This is a genomic window from Thermophilibacter sp., assembly GCF_966187215.1.
In genome coordinates this window covers 1-15,163 of record NZ_CBIFYV010000058.1, presented here as the reverse complement: position 1 = coordinate 15,163, position 15,163 = coordinate 1, and the positions used below count along the sequence as shown (strand labels likewise).

The following is a 15,163-nucleotide window of genomic DNA, read 5'->3' as shown; positions in this document are numbered from 1 at the left end:
GCGGGGGGTGGGGGAGGCGAGAACCCCGAAACCAGAGGAGGATTGTGCGGGTTGGGGCCCCCTCTTGCCTGTCCGCGTCGTGACGGGTCGCTTTGCCTCTAGGCGCGCTCGGCGATCTCCTTCACCAGGCGCTCGGTCTTCTCCCAGCCGATGCACGCGTCGGTGATCGACTGGCCGTAGGTGCCGCCGCCCACCGGCTGGTTGCCGTCGACGAGGTAGGACTCCACCATGAAGCCGCGCACGAGGCGACGGATGGTGTCGGAGCGGCTCATGGAGTCGAGGACCTCGTGGCAGATGCGGATCTGCTGGAACGGGCGCTTGCCGGAGTTGTCGTGGTTGCAGTCGATGATCGCGGCCGGGTTCTGGAAGCTCGCGGACGTGTACTTCTCGGCCAGGCGCTCGAGGTACTCGTAGTGGTAGTTGGGGTAGTTGATGCCGTCGAGGCCCACGTAGCCGCGCAGCACCGCGTGCGCGAGCGGGTTGCCCGTGGTGGCCACCTCCCAGTTGCGGAAGATGAAGGTCTGGGGCTGCTGGGCGGCGTAGATGGAGTTGAGCATCACGTCGGTGGAGCCGCCCGTGGGGTTCTTCATGCCCACCGGCATGGGCACGCCGGAGGCCACGAGACGGTGCTCCTGGTTCTCGACGGAGCGCGCGCCCACGGCGATGTAGGCGAGCACGTCGATGAGGTACTGGTAGTTGGTGGGATAGAGCATCTCGTCGGCGGTGAAGAGGCCCGTCTCCTCCACCACGCGCAGGTGCATGCGACGAATGGCCTTGACGCCCTCGAGCAGGTCGTCGGCGGCCTCGGGGTCGGGGTTGTGGAGCAGGCCCTTGTAGCCGGTGCCCTTGGTGCGCGGCTTGTTGGTGTAGACGCGCGGGATCACGATGAGCTTGTCGCGGACGGTCTCGGCGAGCTTGGCGAGACGGCAGGCGTAGTCGAGCACCGAGTCCTCGCGGTCGGCCGAGCACGGGCCGATGATGAGCAGCAGGCGGTCGTCCTGGCCGCGCAGCACGGCCGAGACGTCGGCGTCAAAGGCGACCTTACGCTCCCTGAGCTCGGCCGGGAGCGGCATCTCGGAGCGGATGTCGCGGGGGATGGGCAGCAGGCGCTTGAACTTCATGGACATGCGGGTTCCCTCCTACGTTCTGACCCTCGCATTATAGCGGGCGCGGGGCAGGCGGAGCGGCACGATGGCCTGATGCGTGACGGCCGCGCCCCATGACAGGTGGGCGAAGGACGCAGGAGCGCCCTCGCCCGCGCGTTATCTCGGGCCTGCCCCCAAATCGCGTACGATACCCGCGCTTCTTACACTAAATCACAGACCTGCTGTGCAGTTTGTCGGTTTCTTACACAGCCTCTTTTGGAAAATGCAGCTGTTCGGTTTATCTTCTGATGCATTTTCACGTGACGGGCAAGAGAAATCGCAGGTCGCGTTTTATCATCAACTTCTGAATTTAAATTTACCCGTGTAAGAATAGGACATATTGCACCGGAAACACCCTTTCTGTGTAAGAAGCGGGCGGATTGCGCAGCTCGGCAGCCATCGGGCGGCGGCGCTACTATGGTGCGGTCCAGACGGCGCGCGCCGGCCGGCTCTTGCGGCCCGCCGCGCCCCACACGACGAGGAGGCACCATGCCCTGCACCACCATCCTGATCGGCAAGAAGGCCAGCTACGACGGCTCGACCATCATCGCGCGCAACGAGGACGCGCCCGGCGGCAAGTTCGAGCCCAAGCGCTTCGTAGCGCGCGAGGCGCCCGCGGCCGGCAGCGTCTACAGAAGCGTCATCTCGCACCTCCAGATCGAGCTGCCCGAGGGCGGCACGCGCTACACCGCCATGCCCAACGCGGACCTGCGCGAGGGCCTCTGGGAGGCCGCCGGCTTCAACGAGCGCAACGTGGGCATGACCGCCACCGAGACCATCACCTCCAACGAGCGCGTGCTCGCCGCGGACCCGCTCCTGGAGTACCGCGCCGCGCGCGGCACCGAGGGCGAGGACGGCTACGAGCCCGAGCGCCTGGGCGGCATCGGCGAGGAGGACATGGTCACGCTCGTCCTCCCCTACGCCACGAGCGCCCGCGACGGCGCGCTGCGCCTGGGCGCGCTGCTCGAGCGCTACGGCACCTACGAGATGAACGGCATCGCGTTCTCCGACGCCGACGAGATCTGGTGGCTCGAGACCGTGGGCGGCCACCACTGGATCGCGCGCCGCGTGCCCGACGACTGCTACGTCACGATGCCCAACCAGCTCGGCATCGACGACTTCGACCTCAACGACGCCTTCGGCGAGCAGCAGGAGCACCTCTGCTCGCCCGACCTGCGCGAGTGGATGGAGGCCAACCACCTGGACCTCACCGTCGGCGTGAAGGGCGGCCACTTCAACCCGCGCGACGCCTTCGGCAGCCACTCCGACGCCGACCACGTCTACAACACGCCGCGCGCCTGGGACATGCAGCGCTTCCTCAGCCCGCACGCCGGCCCCTGGGAGACCGCCGCGCCGGGCGCCGACTTCGGCCCCGAGAGCAACTGCATCCCGTGGTGCCGCGAGCCCGAGCGCAAGCTCACCGTGGAGGACGTGAAGTACGTGCTCTCGCTGCACTACCAGGGCACCCCGTACGACCCCTACGGCACCGCCGGCGACGCCGCCTCGCGCGGGCGCTACCGCCCCATCGGCATCAACCGCAACTGCCAGCTCGCCGTGCTGCAGCTGCGCCCCTACGTCGACGACGCGCACGCCGCGCTGCAGTGGGTCTCGCTGGGCAGCAACGCGTTCAACGCGCTCGTACCCTTCTACGCGCGCGTGACCGAGACGCCCGCCTACCTGGCCGACACCACCACGCACGTGACCACCGACAGCTTCTACTGGGCCAACCGCCTCGTCGGCGCGCTCGCCGACGCCGCCTACGGCGCGAGCCTGCCGCACGTGGAGCGCTACCAGGAGAAGCTCACGAGCCGCAGTATGTCCCTCGTGCTGGCGTGCGATGCCGAGGGCGGCGACCCCGCGACGTGCAACCAGGCCATCGCCGACGAGTGCCGCGCCCAGACCGACGATCTGCTCGACAAGGTCCTCTACGAGGCCAGCATGCACATGCGCAACGGCTTCGCCCGCAGCGACAACTAGCGCGCGACCGCCAACGCGGCGAGAAGGGCGGGGCGTCGGCCACGCGGCCGGCGCCCCGTCCCCATGACGCGCCTAGTGGATCTTGCGCGTGGAGAAGTTCTCGCGGTGGGCGCCGCAGCCGGAGACCACGATCCTGCCCGTGGGCCGGTCGTAGGCGAAGTAGACCCGGATGAAGCCCGGGTCGCTCTCCTTGGAGCCCGCCTTCAGGTGCGCCTCGCAGTTGAGCTCGCGACCCTGGTAGACGTCGCGGTAGCCGGCCATGAGACGATTGTCCCTGCGCGTCATCATGCCGGCGCTGGTAGCCAGCTCGAAGTGGGAGCGCCGGTCAAACTCCTGCTTGACGTTGACGTGCCCGTCGCTCGCGTAGAGGTCGCGCGCGACGGTGCAGAGGTCGAGCAGCGCGTTCCAGAGCACGCGGGCGTCGGAGGCGCAGTCGTCGAGCGAGCGCAGGCCGCGCTCCGTGAAGTCGAGGGCGTCGGGATAGGCGACGCGGAAGACGTCCGCGATCTGGCGTGGCGACATCGGCCAGCTCCCCAGCTCGAGGCCGTCCGGCGCGGCCGCGCCGCGCGCGGCGAGCGCCTGCTCGAGCGCGGCGCACTTGAGCGAGAGCGCGTGCGCGTCCTCCTTGGCCTCGCTGAGCTCGGCGCGTGCCTCCTGCAGGTCGCGCGCCTGGGCCAGGGCATCCTCGAGCAGCTCGTCCTCGGCGGCGCGGACCTTCTCGTCCGCGCGGCGGGCCGCGGCGCGCTCGATCCTCCCGCGGCGCGCAAGCTCGCGGATCGTGCCGACGCGGGTCATGCTCTCGTAGAAGTCCACGTCCTGCGCGAGCGCCCGGCGCACGAGGGCTATGAAGCGCTCCTCCCCCATCGGCTCGATCTCCCAGCGGCCGAAGAAGCGGTGCCGGCGCGCGTCGCCCTCCTCAAGGGGGCGCGGCGCCTCGGCGTAGACGCGCACCTGGCCCTTCTCGCACCTCAGCTCCCTGCCCACGCCGGCGCGCATCTCGTCGCAGAAGCCGCGGTCAACGGAGTAGAAGACCACGGCGCTCGGGCCGAGCGCGAGGGCGAGCCTGCGGGGGTCCACGGCCACGTTTGCCCCGCCGGCGGCGGGGAACCACGGGCTCACGTACACCACCGGCACCGTGCGCCCCGGGTCCGAGACGAACTCCCAGAAGCCGGCGAAGTCCCCGGCGCGCAGGCCCGTGGGGTAGACGTCGGCCGGACGGCCCGAGACGGTGCAGCTGAGCTCGTGGTTGTGCAGCAGCGCCTGGATGACGCCGGGGATGGTGGGCACGGGCTCGTCCTGGAGCTCGCCCAGGTAGCCGGGTCGGTCGCCGTAGGAGAGGACGATCGAGACGGTGCCGCGCGACACCTCGCGCGACGAGAAGCCAATCTCGGTGCACCACTGGCGCGGGGCGCGGCGCTCCTCGCGCATGGTCTCGGTGATCTTGCAGCCCCACAGGAGCTCGCCGTCCTCGCGCACGTGGCGCGCCGACTCCAGACGCACGTCGCCGCGGCCATCGCCCAGCGCGGCCGAGCCGGACTTCAGCCGCGACCACACCGCCAGGTCCCGCTCGATGGGCACGCCGAGGAGCTCCCACTTGTGGCAGATCCAGTGGCGCACGCTCAGCACGAGCGACCACAGCGCGTCGGTCTTCTCGTCGATCGCCCGGACGTCAAACGAGGTCTCGTAGAAGAGGCTGAGGTTGAGGTCGTGCATGCAGCTCCCTTCGGGCGGGCGAGAAGGACGAGGGCCTCGATTGTCTCACGGGAGCGACACCGCGGGAGCGCTCGATGAGATCGCGCCCCCTAGAGCAGCTGGTCGAAGTCGCCCCGGTCCAGGTTGAGGCGCATGTTGCCGAGCGTCTGCTCCGTGCCGCAGGAGCCGTCGGGCCGGATTACTGTCCGCAGCCCGCCCGTCGACGAGATCACCTGCGTCACGCCGCCATCCGAGAGGTCGAAGCGCATGCTGCCCACCTGGTGCTCGAGGTGCATCGAGCCGTCCGAGCGCATCACGTTGCGAAAGCCGTCGGTCATCGCGTGCTCCCTCCTTCGATGTTGCGAGAAGCGTACACGTCCCACCGGACAAAAACCCAATCCGCGGGTAAGAGGACGAGAAGAACGGGGCCGCCGGCATCGCCAGCGACCCCGCCGCGACGTCCTTCTCGCCGTCCGGTCAGCCGGCCATCCAGCCGCCGTCAACGGGCAGGATCACGCCGTTGACGTAGCTCGCCGCGTCGCTCGCCAGGAAGAGCGCCGCCGCGGCAATCTGATCGGCGCTGCCGGGCGCCGGCGAGCAGTCCAGCACTGGCTTGATGCGCCCGTAGCCCGCCGGGTTGGGCACACCCATCGACGTGGCGATCTCCGTCGCGATGCCGCCCGGCGCGATGCAGTTGGTGCGGATGCCATCGGCCATGTACATGTAGGCGGTGTTCTTGGTGAGCGAGATGAGCGCGGCCTTGGAGGCGCAGTAGATGGCGCCGGCGCAGGAGCGCATACCGCCCACGGAGGCCACGTTGACGATCGTGCCCTTGGTGCCGGACACCTTGAAGACGTTCACGGCCTTGCGCATGGCGGCGAGCGGGCCGTAGACGTTGACGGCCATGACCTGCTCGTACTTCTCGTCCGTGGCGTCTCCGACCGGCGACATGTCGTCCATGATGCCCGCGTTGTTGACGAGGATGTCAAAGCCGCCGAAGGTCTCCTGGGCAAAGTCGATCATGCCCTCGTTGACCTCGCGCGAGGAGACGTCGCCGGGGTAGACCGCGACCTCACCAGGCGCGGCGGCCAGACTCTGCGCCAGCTGCTCCAGGCGCTCCTTGCGCCGCGCGACGGCCACCACCTTGGCGCCCTCGCGCGCGAAGAGCTCAACGATGGCGTGCCCCATGCCCGACGACGCGCCGGTGACCACCGCAACCTTGTTCTCGAGCTGCATCTTTTTGTCCTTTCTGCCGTCGCGCGCCGCATGCGCGCGCCTACGTCTGACTTTCAGCTTTGGTGGCGCCGGCGACAAGGGCGGCGCGGCGGACGGGGACACGTCATTCGACGGATGGGCGAGAAGGACGGGGGCAACCCAATCGCAGAGGACAGCTGAAACCCAACCTACAAGTCCGGTGCACATACCGCTCGAACAGCGAAAAGCGTATGCTGCGAAAACAAACAACGTATAGACTGTAATAATGAAAAGTCATAGCTTTGAAAGACGGGACTCTTGTGGAGACAGAAAGTGCGTATGAAATCGAAGACGATTCGGGTAAACTGACACATGACAGTACCCCGCACGCCTCTCTCGGAAACGATGATGCGCACCAGGCGGGGTCATTTGCTATGAAACCGCCACTTCCCATTGACGAACAAATTAACCATCTTGTCGAACAAGGCATTTTAATTGGCAACCGTGCTTTCGCCAGGTGCTGCCTTCTCGATACGAATTACTACCGTCTCCGAGGCTACTGGATGACCTTCGAGCAGAATGGCGCCATCCACAAAGGGACACGCCTCGAGGACATCTGGGCAATTCATGAGTTCGATAGGGAGCTACGCCTCTGGCTCTGGAGGCTCATCGAGCGCGTGGAGATAAAAGCTAGAACTCAGTTCGCCTACGCGCTTTCACTTGGATTTGGACCGGACGCTCTATCGCGCGCGGAGCTGTTCTCCAACAGAAAGAGCTACAAGAAGTCAATGGAAGCAGTCGAGCGCGAAATCAACCACGCAAAGAAGCAGGGCATGCCTTGCGTGCAACATAACCTCGATAAATACGGGAGGCTGCCACTCTGGGCCGCCGTTGAGGTCATGTCGATGGGAACCGTCTCGTCTCTATACGGAAACCTCCGCGACGATCTTGTCATCGAGGGGCATACCGGCACAGTTTCCGAGGAGATCGCTGCGGCATTTGGTATAGCAGCCCCCTATCTAAAAAGCTGGCTGCGTCACCTAACCATGGTGAGAAACATTTGCGCTCACCACAACCGTTTCTATAACCGATTGCTCAAGACCAGGCCTCGAATGCTGCGACGCGACAAGAAATGGTCCAGCAACCGAGAGTTCCCAACCTTCGTTACGCTCAAGAGAATCTACGAAATCTCATGGCCCGACGAGTGGAAGGAAGAGCTGAGGGCATTCAGCAACCTCATCTCCTCATACCCCAGCGTCTCCCTGCGCCCCATGGGCTTTCCGAATAATTGGCGAGAAGTCCTTGGGGTTGATAATCCAAGCACCCACGAGTCATGAACATCCCTCGACACGCAAGAAGGGCGAACGGCATGAACAAAGACGATTTGCTCGCGTTCGCGCACGAGCTCAGGGAGATATTAGAGGAGCAAGGCGTTCGTGCCCTCATGGGAAGATTCGATTGGGCTCAACGGTTCTGGGGCCTTGGTTTTGAGATGGACTGTGGGCGCTCCTTCGAGCAGCGCTACGGATTGCGCCTCGGAGACGCCCAGGAGCTCTCCCATGAGCTGAACCGCATCGATGATGTTCGGGCGCTCGGCAATGCCGTCTTCTCACAATGCCGATACATTACTCACTGGTCGTACTCACCTGAGAACGAGAGCGTAGATTGGCTCCTCCAGGCGCTTGAGCGCCTGGAGGAGCTTGTTGCGGGGCCGGTAGCATAGTACCCGTCTCGCGTCTTGCGCTGCGCCGCTTCGCGCCTTACCACTACCGCAGCCAGCCCGCGATCCTGCGGATTGCAAGCAGCCGGTCCGCGATCCACGGGTACAGCTCGTCCCAGCGTTCAGGCGAGACGTCGCAGGGCAGCTTCACGAGAAGCTCGCGGGACTTCTCGTTTGCGTCGTTCCAGACGACCTCGCCACCGTCGGCCCCCAGCAGCGCCTCGGCCTCGTCGCGTCGCGCCTGCAGCCGGTCGTACAGCGAGAAGTCCGTGACGTAGACGCTCGCCCCGACCCAGCCGTCGCGTCGCGCGTAAAACGCGGTCGCGTGGGCGTCGCGCAGCCCCAGGCCGAACGTGACGTACCAGTCCGAGTTCTCCCACCTCTCCGACTGGTCGCCGTATGCCTTCGTGAAATCGGGACGGTCAGAGCAGTAGCTGAAGAGCCCATCCCAGAACGCCGCGCGTAGGCTCTTGAGGTCCACCGCCTCAGTCTTCTCAGCGTCCATCAGGTACCGGACCCGGACGTCCGAGAGCAGGGGCCCGCCCTCGCCGAGGTGCCAGAACGCCCACCCGTTCATCGAGTGGTGCTTGCCCGTGGCGAGCTCGTTCGTGCGAATCGCGGCACGCGAGGGACTTTCGACCTCCTCGCCGCTGGACAGCCGAATCGTGTAGGAGCCGGTGACCTCGGCCGTCACGGTCTCCCCCGCGAGCGTCGCGACGAGCTTGTCGCCCGGCTTGATGCGGCCGGACGCACACACCATCCTGAACGTGACCGCCCTGCCCGGCGCCGCGCTCTTCTTTGCCGGGCGATACGACTCGATGACCTCCTTGGCCAGCTGGGGCATCGGCCACACCGCGAGCGCGCGACGCGCGAGCCCGGCCCCGCGGCGCTTGATGGCACCCTCGTCCCACGTGTCCGCGTCGTGCAGCGCGGCCGAGATCACCAGGTAGTCCTTGTCATACCCACCAATCGCCCGCGCCTTCTTCTGGGCGAACGAGGCATCGGAGAGCTCAGAGTTGTAGGCGGTCAGCGTCAGGTTGCCGAGCGTGTTGACGCACTCGTCGTACACCCGCTCGTAGTCCGCCCCAAGCATCTCTCGCCAGTCCTGCCGGTTGAGCGCGTTTCTCGGCATGATGTGCTCGATCGTGTAGCCCCCGTTGTAGAGGTCCAGCGGGTTCTTGGGATGGTGGCTGTTCTCCAGGGTCGCGAGCAGGTAGAACCCGCGGCGGAAGGCGTAGCAGTCGCGCGTTTTGAGCGCGCGCTCGAACTCGTCGTCGCCGGGCATGCGCCGCGCCGTGCCCTCCTCGCCCAGAAGGATTGCCTCGTAGGCCTCGCGGTAGTTGCCGCCCTCCTCCTGGACGGCGTTGAGCCGCGCTATGACGGACGAGAAGAACTTGTTCAGGCTGTTGGTGGCCACGTCGCACACGGATCGGCGAAAGAGGTAGCTCTCCGTGGTGCGCAGCATGGAGAGAAGGTCATCGCGCGTGAAGGGTCCCTCGCCGGCCGCATAGTCCTCGCAGAACGACATGAGCAGCGGGTTCACCACGGAGACGTCGAGCGCCGCGATGCGACCCAGGACGACCCTGATCTCGGCGTCCTCGCAGGCGCCGGCGGTTATGCACGCGTAGTAGCCGGCGAAGCGGCGCAGGTCCTTGAGCAGCTTCGCCATGTGGCCCGGCTTGTCGTAGTCGTTCTCCGCGGCGTAGCGCTTGAAGAGGCGGTACACGTCGCGCGTCACCACGGTGGTCGGCGCGCTGATGACCGTTAGCCAGTTGCGGAGGAAGTCGTCGAAGACGCGGTCGTAGCTGTCGGCGCCGAGGGTCTCCTCGATCTTGCGCCAGTAGTTGGCGTAGAGGTCCTCCTGCTCGGCCATGGGGAGACCCATGAGCACGTAGTTGCGCACGAGATCGGCCGTTGAGAGGTCCTTGCCCGTTGAGTTCATCGACTCAAAGATGAGCTGCGGGTTGTCCTGGCCCTGCGCGAGCGAGATGGTGACGACCTCAAGGCGACGGATGCCGTCCCACACCACATTGGCGCCATCGATCTTCTGGAGACTCGAGCGGAAGAAGTCGAGGTTCTCAATGATGCGGTGCGCCTCGGGGACCACGTCGACGTCGGGGTTCTCAAGGTGGTCGATGACGGAACGCAGCGTGGTCTCGTCCCCCTGCGAGAGCGTGAGACGATAGTGGTCGGGGCCCTTCTTGTACGGCGAGACGAGATAGCCGTTCCCCATGACCTCCTCGAACGAGAAGTGCGAGACCTTGTCCGGGTTGTCCCGCGCGAACTCGGCGAGGGCGACGAGAAGGAGCGTGAGGGTGGTGATGCGCTGCTGGCCGTCGATGACGAGCACCCGGCTCATACCCGAGAAGTCCGGCGTGCCGTCGAGCACCATGACTACCGAGCCAGTGAAGTGCGTGCCCTCGCCGCGGCGGCCGGTGGCAACGATGTCGTCCCAGAGCTGCTGGCACTGCTCCTCGTCCCAGGAGTAGGCGCGCTGGTAGACGGGGATGACCATGCGATTGCTCGCAGTGGTGAGCAGGTCGACGATGCGTTGCGGACCAGCGTTCATGAAGACGCCCCTCAAATTGAAGACACTACGGCATCCATTCTATGCACTCCAAGCTCACCGCCAGTATGAGACTAATTTCTACCGTCCAGCCTGCTTGGCGCCAACACACATCCTTAGGCATTGATTGACAAGAAGATGCAGGTGATAAACTTGACAAAGAAACCGCTGCCACAAATGGAGGAGCCTTCTCAAGGAGTGCTTGGCTATGAATGAGTCAGATACAAGGCTGAAGCTCATAGACCCTGCAATCATGAAGTCATGGGATCGAGATACACAGGTCTTTACCGAGTACTACTTTACCGATGGCGAAATCGTCGTGCGCGGCAACTTCGTAACCCGCACGGAAAAGAAGAAGGCCGACTATCTCCTCATGTATGCCCCCAACATTCCTATCGCCATCGTCGAGGCCAAGGACACAGAGCACACAGTCTCGGCGGGCCTCCAACAGGGCATGGGATACGCCCAGGCGCTTGACGTTCCCTTCGCCTACAGCACCAACGGCAAGGGCTTCATTGAGCACGATTTCCTCACCGGCAGGGAGCGCAGCCTCACCATGGACGAGTTCCCTACGCCCGAAGAACTCTGGATGCGCTACTCGAAAGCAAAAGGACTGGAACAGGAGCATGCCCAAGAAATCGTTACCGCCCCCTACTACCAGGAGCGCGGCGGGAACGCCCCACGGTACTACCAGCGCAACGCCGTGAACAGGACTCTTGAGGCGATTGCGCGGGGGCAGGACCGCATCCTTCTTGTCATGGCGACAGGCACGGGAAAGACCTTCACTGCCTTCCAGATCGTCCATCGTCTGCGCCAAACAACCGAAGTCGCCAAGGTTCTTTACCTCGCCGACCGCAACATTCTCGTCGACCAGACCATCGACGGTGACTTCAAGCCGCTTAAGAAAGTCACCACAAAGGTCGAAAACAGAAAGCTTGACCCCGCATATGAAATCTATTTCTCGCTCTACCAGCAGCTCGTTGGCGAAAAGGGCGAGGAGATTTTCCGCGAGTTCGATCGTGAGTTCTTCGATCTCATCATCGTCGACGAGTGCCACCGAGGCAGCGCCGCCGCCGACTCCGCGTGGCGCAAAATTCTCGAGTATTTCAGCTGCGCCATCCAAATCGGCATGACCGCAACGCCCAAGGAGACCAGGGGCGTTTCAAACATCACCTACTTCGGAGAACCCGTCTATACCTATTCGCTCAAGCAGGGAATTGAGGATGGATTCCTCGCCCCTTACAAGGTCATCCGGCCCAAGATGAACGTAGACGTCTATGGATACCGCCCAGAGGCCGGAAAGATTGATGACCGGGGCGAGGAACTTCCCGACCGGGTGTATGAGAAACAGGACTTCGACAGCGAGATCGTCATCAAAGAGAGGAACGAACAGGTCGCGAAAAAGATCACGCAATTCCTCAAAGAGACCGACCGCTACGCGAAAACTATCGTGTTCTGCGTAGATATCGAGCACGCAGAGAATATGCGCAAGGCACTTGTCAACGAGAACGCTGACATCGTAAAGGACCACCCAACCTATGTGATGAAAATCACGGGGGATGACAAGGAGGGCAAGGCACAGCTCGACAACTTCATCGACCCCGACGAACGGTTCCCGACCATCGTCACCACCTCCAAGCTCCTCACCACAGGTGTTAACTGCAAGACGTGCAAGGTCGTCGTACTCGACAACAAATTCGGCGAACACGGCATGACCGAGTTCAAGCAAATCGTCGGACGCGGTACGCGCATCTGCGAGGAATATGGCAAGCGCTACTTCACTATCCTCGACTTCCGCGATGCATCGCGCCTCTTCGCCGACCCTGACTTCGATGGAGAACCTGTCGTAATCTTCGAGCCGTTGCCCAACGGACCCATGGTGCCTGATGAGAACGAGCCCGACTCCCCTCCCGACGTGACGCCACTTCCCGATTGGCCAGATCCGGACAATGATGGCGATGACGACGGAAAGGGGCGCATCAAATATCACGTCCATGGCGTGGACGTTCACATCGTCTCCGAGCGCGTTGAGTACTACTCCTCCGACGGCCAGCTCGTTACCGAGAGCCTAAAGGATTACACGCGTAGGAATATCCTCGGCGAGTTCGACACCCTCGACCGCTTTCTCGTCGCGTGGAGCGCTGAGGACCGAAAGCAGGCCATCATCGATGAGCTCCGCACGCACGGCGTTTTCCTTGACGAACTGCGCCGCGAGTCCGGACAGGACCAGATGAGCGACTTCGACCTTATCTGTCACATCGCCTACGACCAGACGCCACTCACCAGGAGTGAACGTGCAAACAACGTCAAGAAGAAGGGCATCCTCTACGAGTACTCGGGGATGGCCCGTGAGGTCTTGGAGACGCTTCTCGACAAGTTTGCAACCTCTAACCTTGTAGATCTCGACGACACCCGTGTGCTCGACCTTGAGGAGTTCCATCGCTTCGGAAGCCCGATGAAAATCGTCAAGGCGTTCGGCGGTAAACAGGGGTACATTCAGGCAACCCGTAAACTCGAAAACGAGCTCTACGTCGCATAACGAAAGGCGGCTCGCTACATGGCCCTCGGAACCCTTGTCAAAACTCTTCAGAACATCATGCGCAAAGACGCCGGCATCAACGGTGACGCCCAGCGCATCGAACAGATGACATGGCTCTTTTTCCTTAAGATTTACGATGCCAAAGAAGAGGAGTGGGAGTTCCACGACGACTCTTACGAGTCAATCATCCCTGAAAGGCTGCGGTGGCACAGCTGGGCGGTAGACCATAAGGACGGTAAGGCGCTCACCGGTGACGCACTACTTGACTTCGTGAATAATGACCTGTTCAAGACGCTTCCCAATCTTGAGCTCTCTCCCAACGCGCCTCTGCGACAAGTCGTAGTGAAAGCCGCTTTCACTGATGCCAACAACTATATGAAAGACGGCATTCTCTTGCGTCAGGTGGTAAACGAGATAGACAACGCCGTAGACTTTACAGAGTACAAAGAGCGCCACGCCTTCGGTGAAATCTACGAGACAATCCTCAAAGATCTCCAGTCAGCGGGCAATGCAGGCGAGTTCTACACCCCGCGTGCTGTTACGGACTTCATGGCGCAAACACTTGCTCCGAAACTTGGCGAGCGTATCGCCGACTTCGCCTGCGGCACTGGCGGCTTTCTCACGAGTGCTCTCAAGATCCTTGCGGAACAAGTGAAAACGCCGGCAGATCAGGAGCTCTACACGCATTCAATCTACGGCATCGAAAAGAAGCAGCTCCCCTATCTGCTGTGCGTCACGAACATGCTCTTGCATGACATCGATAACCCGGAAATCTTCCACAACAACTCCCTTGAGAGCGATATGCGCGAGTGGAGACATAAGAAAGATGGCCAGTTTGACATCGTTCTCATGAACCCGCCCTATGGCGGTTCTGAAAACGCCTCGATCCAGAACAATTTCCCAACAGCGCTGCGGAGCTCTGAGACGGCGGATCTGTTCCTCGGGCTTATCCTCTACCGCCTCAAAAGGGGAGGCCGGGCGGCAGTCATCATCCCCGACGGCTTCCTCTTCGGCCAAGATGCTGCCAAGGTGGAAATCAAACGCCGGCTCTTGGAGGAGATGGACCTGCACACTATCGTGCGCATGCCGCAGAGCGTCTTCGCACCCTACACGAGCATCACCACTAACATCCTCTTCTTCGACAACACAAAGCCCTCTGAGGGTGTCTGGTTCTACCGCATGGACATACCCGATGGTTACAAGCACTTCTCCAAGACCAAGCCGATCAAGCTTGAGCACTTCGACAACGTGAAGACGTGGTGGAACGACCGACGGGAAATCATCGAGAACGGCAACCCAAAGGCCAAGTTCTACACCGTCGACGAGCTAAGGAACGGAAACTTCAACCTCGACCTATGCGGATATCCTCACGAAGAGGAAGAAATCCTGCCTCCGGACGAGCTTATCCGGAACTACAAGGAGGAGCGCGCGAGGCTCGATGAGGAAATCGACAAGAAGCTTGCGCAGATCTGCGAGATATTGGGGATTGAGGCGTAGATGAAGGCGAAGGATCTCAAAAACTCAATACTCCAGATGGCGGTCGAGGGCAAACTTGTGCCGCAAGATCCTAACGATGAGCCTGCGAACGTTTTGCTTGAACGCATCCGCGAAGAGAAGCACCGTCTCATCGCCGAAGGGAAGGCGAAGTTCCCCAAAGGCGGCGAGTCAATCATCTACACTGCTTCCGATGGGTCGCCCTATGAGAAGCGCATAGACGCCAAAGGACGCGTTCTGAGCGACGAGAGCATCGCGAACGAGGTCCCGTTCGTGTTGCCCAAAGGATGGTGCTGGGCGAGGCTAAGCACTGTCGCTGATATCCAACTTGGCAAAATGCTTGACAAACAAAAGAATGTAGGCAATCCGGTTCCCTACCTTGGCAACAAGAATGTCCAATGGGGAGACTTCGATTTAACAAATGTCAACTCGATGCCAATGACAAGAGAAGAATTAAACCGTTATGCTCTTTATGATGGAGATTTGATTGTCTGCGAGGGAGGAGTGCCTGGTAGATGCGCGATTTGGGAGCATGGCTCGCCTATGTATTATCAAAAGGCACTCCACCGAATTCGCTGCTCTGATGTGCTCCTCAATCGGTACTGCGAAGTTTGGCTAAGTTTCATTATCCTGTCCCATATTAAGGACAACGAATTCACAGGGACAACGATAAAACACCTTCCCGCTCGAACTTTATCAAGCTGGATAATCCCCCTTCCGCCGCTGGCCGAGCAGCGCCGCATCGCCGAGCGTGTCTCCGAGCTCATGCCCCTCGTGGAGACCTACGGCGGGCTCGAGGACGCCCGCGAGGAGCTGGACGCGTCCCTGCCGGGCCG

Annotated in this window: 11 protein-coding genes; 6 read left to right on the top strand and 5 right to left on the bottom strand. The window is 62.4% G+C overall.

Annotated elements, in window-relative coordinates:
• Positions 1 to 98: 98 nt before the first annotated feature.
• Entirely contained in the window at positions 99 to 1,127 is a 1,029-nt protein-coding gene (locus tag ACWTSU_RS05190) for a 3-deoxy-7-phosphoheptulonate synthase (RefSeq protein ID WP_455138816.1), read from the bottom strand.
• 507 nt (positions 1,128 to 1,634) lie between these two features.
• Between ACWTSU_RS05190 and ACWTSU_RS05185 the strand changes: the two genes are divergently transcribed.
• The gene (locus ACWTSU_RS05185; RefSeq protein WP_455138815.1) at positions 1,635 to 3,122 is read left to right on the top strand and encodes a C69 family dipeptidase; all 1,488 of its coding nucleotides are present in this window, start codon (positions 1,635 to 1,637) and stop codon (positions 3,120 to 3,122) included.
• A 72-nt stretch (positions 3,123 to 3,194) separates the two neighbouring features.
• Here the strand turns inward: ACWTSU_RS05185 and ACWTSU_RS05180 are convergent, their stop codons facing one another.
• The 3 genes from ACWTSU_RS05180 to ACWTSU_RS05170 all read right to left on the bottom strand — a co-directional run bounded on the left by ACWTSU_RS05180 (position 3,195) and on the right by ACWTSU_RS05170 (position 6,050).
• Complete coding sequence (locus ACWTSU_RS05180) at positions 3,195 to 4,835, bottom strand: hypothetical protein (protein ID WP_455138814.1); 1,641 nt, start codon at positions 4,833 to 4,835, stop codon at positions 3,195 to 3,197.
• 89 nt (positions 4,836 to 4,924) lie between these two features.
• Positions 4,925 to 5,152, bottom strand: coding sequence for a hypothetical protein (locus tag ACWTSU_RS05175; protein ID WP_455138813.1), 228 nt, complete (start codon positions 5,150 to 5,152; stop codon positions 4,925 to 4,927).
• A gap of 139 nt (positions 5,153 to 5,291) precedes the next feature.
• The gene (locus tag ACWTSU_RS05170) at positions 5,292 to 6,050 is read right to left on the bottom strand and encodes an SDR family oxidoreductase (protein WP_455138812.1); all 759 of its coding nucleotides are present in this window, start codon (positions 6,048 to 6,050) and stop codon (positions 5,292 to 5,294) included.
• A 392-nt stretch (positions 6,051 to 6,442) separates the two neighbouring features.
• Between ACWTSU_RS05170 and ACWTSU_RS05165 the strand changes: the two genes are divergently transcribed.
• Together ACWTSU_RS05165 and ACWTSU_RS05160 are read left to right on the top strand one after the other, a co-directional pair.
• Entirely contained in the window at positions 6,443 to 7,345 is a 903-nt protein-coding gene (locus ACWTSU_RS05165; RefSeq protein WP_455138817.1) for an Abi family protein, read from the top strand.
• A gap of 32 nt (positions 7,346 to 7,377) precedes the next feature.
• Complete coding sequence (locus ACWTSU_RS05160) at positions 7,378 to 7,731, top strand: hypothetical protein (RefSeq protein ID WP_455138811.1); 354 nt, start codon at positions 7,378 to 7,380, stop codon at positions 7,729 to 7,731.
• A gap of 43 nt (positions 7,732 to 7,774) precedes the next feature.
• Here ACWTSU_RS05160 and ACWTSU_RS05155 read toward each other — a convergent pair whose 3' ends face one another.
• Positions 7,775 to 10,297, bottom strand: coding sequence for a DUF4268 domain-containing protein (locus ACWTSU_RS05155; RefSeq protein ID WP_455138810.1), 2,523 nt, complete (start codon positions 10,295 to 10,297; stop codon positions 7,775 to 7,777).
• A 205-nt stretch (positions 10,298 to 10,502) separates the two neighbouring features.
• Between ACWTSU_RS05155 and hsdR the strand changes: the two genes are divergently transcribed.
• From hsdR to ACWTSU_RS05140, 3 genes are all read left to right on the top strand, one after another.
• The gene (hsdR, locus tag ACWTSU_RS05150; protein ID WP_455138809.1) at positions 10,503 to 12,833 is read left to right on the top strand and encodes an EcoAI/FtnUII family type I restriction enzme subunit R; all 2,331 of its coding nucleotides are present in this window, start codon (positions 10,503 to 10,505) and stop codon (positions 12,831 to 12,833) included.
• Positions 12,834 to 12,851: 18 nt separating this feature from the next.
• Positions 12,852 to 14,330 (top strand): N-6 DNA methylase, encoded by a 1,479-nt coding sequence (locus ACWTSU_RS05145; protein ID WP_455138808.1) that lies wholly within the window; start codon positions 12,852 to 12,854, stop codon positions 14,328 to 14,330.
• Positions 14,331 to 15,163: restriction endonuclease subunit S (locus ACWTSU_RS05140; RefSeq protein WP_455138807.1), on the top strand; the 833-nt coding region annotated here is incomplete at its 3' end. It lies immediately after the preceding gene.

Excerpts from the sequence above, each read along its gene's own strand:
- hsdR (WP_455138809.1), top strand. The coding sequence starts at position 10,503 with ATGAATGAGTCAGATACAAGGCTGAAGCTCATAGACCCTGCAATCATG.
- ACWTSU_RS05145 (WP_455138808.1), top strand. The coding sequence starts at position 12,852 with ATGGCCCTCGGAACCCTTGTCAAAACTCTTCAGAACATCATGCGCAAA.
- ACWTSU_RS05190 (WP_455138816.1), bottom strand. The coding sequence starts at position 1,127 with ATGTCCATGAAGTTCAAGCGCCTGCTGCCCATCCCCCGCGACATCCGC.
- ACWTSU_RS05155 (WP_455138810.1), bottom strand. The coding sequence starts at position 10,297 with ATGAACGCTGGTCCGCAACGCATCGTCGACCTGCTCACCACTGCGAGC.
- ACWTSU_RS05170 (WP_455138812.1), bottom strand. The coding sequence starts at position 6,050 with ATGCAGCTCGAGAACAAGGTTGCGGTGGTCACCGGCGCGTCGTCGGGC.
- ACWTSU_RS05160 (WP_455138811.1), top strand. The coding sequence starts at position 7,378 with ATGAACAAAGACGATTTGCTCGCGTTCGCGCACGAGCTCAGGGAGATA.
- ACWTSU_RS05185 (WP_455138815.1), top strand. The coding sequence starts at position 1,635 with ATGCCCTGCACCACCATCCTGATCGGCAAGAAGGCCAGCTACGACGGC.
- ACWTSU_RS05165 (WP_455138817.1), top strand. The coding sequence starts at position 6,443 with ATGAAACCGCCACTTCCCATTGACGAACAAATTAACCATCTTGTCGAA.
- ACWTSU_RS05175 (WP_455138813.1), bottom strand. The coding sequence starts at position 5,152 with ATGACCGACGGCTTTCGCAACGTGATGCGCTCGGACGGCTCGATGCAC.
- ACWTSU_RS05180 (WP_455138814.1), bottom strand. The coding sequence starts at position 4,835 with ATGCACGACCTCAACCTCAGCCTCTTCTACGAGACCTCGTTTGACGTC.